Source organism: Acinetobacter sp. (assembly GCF_036659555.1).
Taxonomy (GTDB): Bacteria; Pseudomonadota; Gammaproteobacteria; order Pseudomonadales; family Moraxellaceae; genus Acinetobacter.
This window is the reverse complement of sequence record NZ_JAVXCI010000135.1, coordinates 1-5,311: the sequence shown is the minus strand read 5'-3', so window position 1 is coordinate 5,311 and position 5,311 is coordinate 1. Positions and strand designations below refer to the sequence as shown.

The window sequence follows — 5,311 nt, the reverse complement described above, 5'->3', positions numbered from 1 at the left end:
GGTACAGCAACGTGAAGCGTTTGAGAATCTATTTGCTGAAATGAAATAAAACGAAGTGCTTTGGGCGGCACCGGATCATAGCCTGATCCGCCCCACGGATGGCAGCGGCAAATACGCCGGGCAGCCAGCCACGTTCCGCGCGCAGCGCCATGCATATGGACTGCTTCCAATGAATATTGAGAACATGTGGGAATATAGCGGCAGCGGGGTCCAAGCAGCGGACTGATCGCAAGCTGATAGAAACGGATTAACCAATGCAGCAAATGTACCATTGGCCGTCTCTACTTTTGCGGGGAGGAAGCTGTTTTTGAATGCTTTTTGGCAAGGCGGTTCAGCTTTTGCCAGGCAAATTGTAATTGCTGATGCAATTCAGCATTAGGCACAGCATCAATGCCGGCTTTCGGCATCACCACTATATCTAATTCATCTAATTGCTGCTGATGCAGGCGAAAACTTTCGCGGGCAAGACGTTTTACTCGATTCCGTTCATGTGCGCGGCGCACTTTTTTCTTGGCAACAACAAGACCCAAACGGCTGTTCGGCTGTTCGGAGCGTTTTGCAAGAAATAAGAAATGGGGCTGATGCACTTTAAAAAGCGCACCGTCAAACACACCTTTATAATCGGCAGCACAGTGTATGCGTACAGCTGTGCTGAAGCCATAAAGCGGTGTCATAGCGCCCAAGTCGTTGCAGCTTTAACTGATTAAACAGTTAAGCTATGACGGCCTTTAGCACGGCGGCGAGCCAGTACTTGGCGGCCGGCTTTAGTCGCCATGCGTGCGCGGAAACCGTGAACACGTTTACGTTTCAATTCAGAAGGCTGGAAAGTACGTTTCATGTTGAAACTCCAAAATTGATCTTTCTATAAAGGTTCGCGATTTTAGTGCTCATTGCTTGAGCTGTCAATGAAAAACAGGTTTTCTTGCAAAAAATGATCAAATTGGAGCTGAGCTGATAGAATAAGCAAAAACAGCCCGATTTTTGCTATATATAAAGTAAACTATTGTTATTTAAGTATTAAATACTTATCCATAATCTTATCATCATAGTTATCCACAGTTTGAAAATCAGGTCAAGCTTGAATGGCTGTTTTGAATTTAAATTTAAACCTAAGAAGAGTTATCCCCAGAAAGCCAGGCTCTTATTATTAAATTCAAATTTTAAAATTTAAATTTATTATTATTAGGGCCGTGTTTTTCTGTGGAAATCACACTTTTAGATTTTAAAAACAATAATATAAGCTGTGAATAACTATGTTTTTATAATTTTGATATATTGTGGATAACTTTGTGCTATATTTTATCCACAGCTTGCTGCTGAAGTTATCCACACTGGATTTTAAATTTAAAATCAGGCCTGAAATGCGGTTTTTTAGCCAAAAAAGCTGAATTGGCCATGACAGATGTGGATAACTTGGTTAGAATGGCGACCCGCTCGGGCGGGCCAAAAGTTTTTTTATGCGCAATGGACTGAAAATAGGGGTTTCACATGCTTTGGACAGACTGCTTAACTCGCTTGCGTCAAGAGCTGTCCGGCAATGTCTTTACAATGTGGATCAGGCCTTTGGTTGCCGAAGAGGCTGAAGACACGCTGCGTCTGTTTGCGCCGAATCCTTACTGGACGCGCTATATTCAAGAGCATCATTTAGAGCTGATTGCAATTTTGGCGGAGCAGCTGTCCGAAGGGCGCATCCGCAAAGTGGAAATTCTGGTCGATTCGCGCCCCGGCGCAATTCTGTCCGCCAGCGAGCAGCCGGCGACAACTGCGGCCGCTTTGGAAAGCGCGCCGGCGCCTGCCGCCAAGCCTAAAAGGGAAAAAGACGAGCAGGGCGCCAAAAACAGCCGGCGCCGCCAGCTGAACCCCTTATTTACCTTTTCGCTGTTTGTTGAGGGCCGCTCCAATCAGATGGCGGCTGAAACCTGCCGCAAAGTGCTCACCCAGCTCGGCGCGCCGCAGCACAATCCGCTGTTTCTGTATGGCCCGACAGGCCTGGGTAAAACCCATTTAATGCAGGCGGTCGGCAATGCGCTGCTGCAGGCAAAGCCGAATGCGCGCGTGATGTACATGACCGCGGAAAGCTTTGTGCAGGATTTTGTCAGCTCGCTGCAGCAGGGCAAGGTGGAAGAGTTCAAGAAAAACTGCCGCTCCCTGGACCTGCTGCTGGTGGATGACATTCACCTGCTGGCCGGCAAGGAAGCCAGCCTGGTGGAATTTTTCTACACCTTTAACGCGCTGCTGGATGAATCCAAGCAGATCATCCTGACCTCTGACCGCTATCCGAAAGAATTGACGGAATTGGATCCGCGCCTGGTGTCGCGTTTTTCCTGGGGGCTGTCTGTCGGCGTGGAGCCGCCGGATATTGAAACCCGCATTGAAATCCTGCTGAAAAAAGCCGAAAGCAATGATGTGGAGCTGCCGCGCAACTGTGCTCTGTTTATTGCGCAGCAGGTGGTGGCCAATGTGCGCGAGCTGGAAGGCGCATTGAATAAAGTCGTTGCTATTTCACGCTTCAAGGGCACCCCGATTGACCTGGATGTGGTGCGTGAATCGCTTAAGGATGTGCTGGCGATCCGCGCCCGCACCATCAGCACTGAAAATATTCAGCGCGTAGTCAGCGAGTATTTCCGCATTCCATTAAAGGAGCTGGTCGGCCCGAAACGCACCCGCATTTATGCCCGCCCGCGCCAGCTGGCCATGGGGCTGGCGCGTGAGCTGACCGGCGACAGTTTTCCTGAAATCGGCATGGCTTTCGGCGGGCGCGACCACAGCACGGTAATGCATGCCTGCGAGAAAGTGCAAAGCCTGCGCGAGGAAGATCCGATCTTCAATGAAGACTACAAAAACCTGCTCCGCCTGCTGCAGAGCTGATCATTTTTTGCTTAAATTCTGTTCTTGCAATGCGGCATTTTCTGCCGCATAGTACACTGCTTAAAACCCCAATTTATCTCTTATTTATTTTATCTTCAGCTGCCAGAGGAAAGTATCGTGCGTTTGAAAATCGCGAAAGAAAGCTTACTGAATGTTCTATCACATGTCGTAGGAGCGGTTGAACGTCGCCATACCTTAAACATTTTGTCCAATGTGAAAGTGCAGGTCACTGAACAGGCGCTGACCATTACCGGTTCAGATCTTGAAGTTGAACTGGTTGCCAGCACGCCTTTGGCTGCCGGCGCCTGCCTGCAGGCGGGGGAAACCACGGTTCCGGCGCGCAAGCTGATGGACATCTGCAAGTCTTTGCCCGCCGCCGCCTTGATTGACCTGCAGATTACTGAAGATCTGCGCTGCATTTTAAAATCCGGCAACAGCCGCTTTGTGCTCGGCACTTTGCCGGCTGAAGATTATCCGCTGCTCAGCACTGAAAATACCCAGGGCACGCAGGTCATGGTGACGCAGCGTGAGCTGAAGCGCCTGTTTGAAAAAACCGCTTTCGCCATGGCGGTGCAGGATGTGCGCTTTTACCTGACCGGCACCCTGCTGGAAATTGATCAAAATCAGCTGCGCGCAGTCACTACAGACGGCCACCGTCTGGCGCTGTGTGAAACCGCAGCTTCATCCAATGCGCCGCAGCTGGTTCAGGCCATTGCGCCGCGCAAGGCGGTGGGCGAGCTGCAGCGCCTGCTCAGTGTGGAAGATGAGCCGCTGGCGCTGCTGATTGGCCGCGAGCTGCTGAATGTCACCATCACCATCGCCAGCCGCGACAAAGAGCAGGGCGATATTACCGTGCGCTTCACCACTAAGCTGATTGACGGGAAATTCCCGGATTACCGCCGGGTGATTCCGCGCGGCGGCGACAAAAATGTAGTGATTGCGCATGATGTGTTTAAGCAGTCGCTGCAGCGTGTGGCGATTCTGAGCAATGAAAAGCTGCGCGGCGTGTTCCTGAACTTTGATGCCGACACCCTGCAGCTGCGGGCCAACAACCCTGAGCAGGATGAGGCGGTGGAAGATCTGGCGATTCAGTATGCCGATGCGCCGATGGAAATGTCCTTCAATGCGCAGTACCTGCTGGATGTGATGAGCGTGCTGGACGGCGATGACGTTTCCATGACCATGACTGAGGCCAATCAGTCGGTGCTGGTGCAGGATCCTGCGCATCAGGATCAAACCTATGTGGTCATGCCGATGCGCGTTTAACGGCAGTTAGCGCCATTATGCACATTTCGCGCCTGCATGTGGAACGTGTCCGGAACTTAAAGACGGTTGCGCTCGCTGAGCTGCAGCCGTTTAATGTTTTTTACGGGCGGAATGGCTCAGGAAAAACCTCGGTTCTGGAGGCGATTCACCTGCTGGCAACCGGACGTTCGTTCCGCACGCATATTCCCAAAAACTACATTCAGCATGATGCGCCGGACGCGATTGTATTTGCCCAGTCGGCCGCAGATAAAATCGGCATGCAGAAAATGCAGTCAGGCGAACAGCTGATTAAGGTCAACGGCGATCTGGTGGCGACGCAGAGCCAGCTGGCGAAGCTCCTGCCGCTGCAGCTGATTGACCCGCAGAGCACGGATATTATTGACCACGGCGCCAAGCCGCGGCGGCAGATGCTGGACTGGATGATGTTCCACGTGGAACCGGAGTTCTATCATGCCTGGCAGCATTATTCGCGGGCGCTGAAGCAGCGCAACAGCCTGCTGAAATCGCGGCGCAATTTAAGCCTTGCCGAACTCGGGCCGTGGAACAGGATGCTCAGCGATTACGGCGAAATCCTGCATTCGCAGCGCGCCGGCGCAGTGGAACAGTGGCAGCATTATTTTCAGCAGGATCTGCAGCGGCTGCTGCCGGATCTGGAAATCACTCTGGAATACAGCCCCGGCTTTCACAGCGCCACAGGGCTGCTGAATGACCTGGCCGCCAGCCATCAGAAAGATCTGGAGCGGCGCTATACTGAGTGCGGGCCGCACCGCGCTGACCTTCGCTTGAAAACGCCTCAGGGCCATGCCGATGCCGTGCTTTCGCGCGGCCAGAAAAAGCTGCTGATTATGGCGCTAAAACTGTCGCAGATCGCAATGCTGCATGCCTGCAATAAGGAAACTGTGGTATTATTGGATGATCTGACAGCAGAATTAGATTTAGCCGCGCAGCAGCGTTTAATTGGCCGATTGAGCCAGCTTGGCAGTCAAGTTTTTATTACGACTTTAGACCATGAATCAGTACAGCATCACTTGCATGAGCTGTCTATTGCCTATCAATTATTCAAAGTTGAAAACGGTGCGGTTCAGATTGCTGAGCAATGACATGCCGTCTTTGCATAGATCCATTTTTCACTAGGGAGAAACCATGAGTTCAGAAGATCAAATAGCTTCTCAAACAG

6 protein-coding genes are annotated in these 5,311 nt (G+C 51.5%); 3 read left to right on the top strand and 3 right to left on the bottom strand.

Annotated features, from left to right (window positions below; translation table 11 throughout):
* The 3 genes from yidD to rpmH all read right to left on the bottom strand — a co-directional run.
* The coding region (gene yidD, locus RSA72_RS13695; protein ID WP_332633356.1) for a membrane protein insertion efficiency factor YidD at positions 1-272 on the bottom strand (272 nt) is incomplete at its 3' end.
* A 9-nt stretch (positions 273-281) separates the two neighbouring features.
* Positions 282-674, bottom strand: a complete 393-nt coding sequence (gene rnpA, locus RSA72_RS13690) for a ribonuclease P protein component (protein ID WP_332621793.1) — start codon at positions 672-674, stop codon at positions 282-284.
* Positions 675-703: 29 nt separating this feature from the next.
* Entirely contained in the window at positions 704-838 is a 135-nt protein-coding gene (rpmH, locus tag RSA72_RS13685) for a 50S ribosomal protein L34 (RefSeq protein ID WP_000831329.1), read from the bottom strand.
* Positions 839-1,488: 650 nt separating this feature from the next.
* On the opposite strand from rpmH, the gene dnaA reads away from it, so the two are divergent.
* The 3 genes from dnaA to recF all read left to right on the top strand — a co-directional run bounded on the left by dnaA (position 1,489) and on the right by recF (position 5,234).
* Positions 1,489-2,868: a chromosomal replication initiator protein DnaA gene (gene dnaA, locus RSA72_RS13680; RefSeq protein ID WP_332621792.1), complete on the top strand. Its 1,380-nt coding sequence runs from the start codon at positions 1,489-1,491 to the stop codon at positions 2,866-2,868.
* 117 nt (positions 2,869-2,985) lie between these two features.
* Positions 2,986-4,134, top strand: coding sequence for a DNA polymerase III subunit beta (dnaN, locus tag RSA72_RS13675; protein ID WP_332621790.1), 1,149 nt, complete (start codon positions 2,986-2,988; stop codon positions 4,132-4,134).
* A 17-nt stretch (positions 4,135-4,151) separates the two neighbouring features.
* Positions 4,152-5,234: a DNA replication/repair protein RecF gene (recF, locus tag RSA72_RS13670; RefSeq protein ID WP_332621789.1), complete on the top strand. Its 1,083-nt coding sequence runs from the start codon at positions 4,152-4,154 to the stop codon at positions 5,232-5,234.
* Positions 5,235-5,311 lie beyond the last annotated feature (77 nt).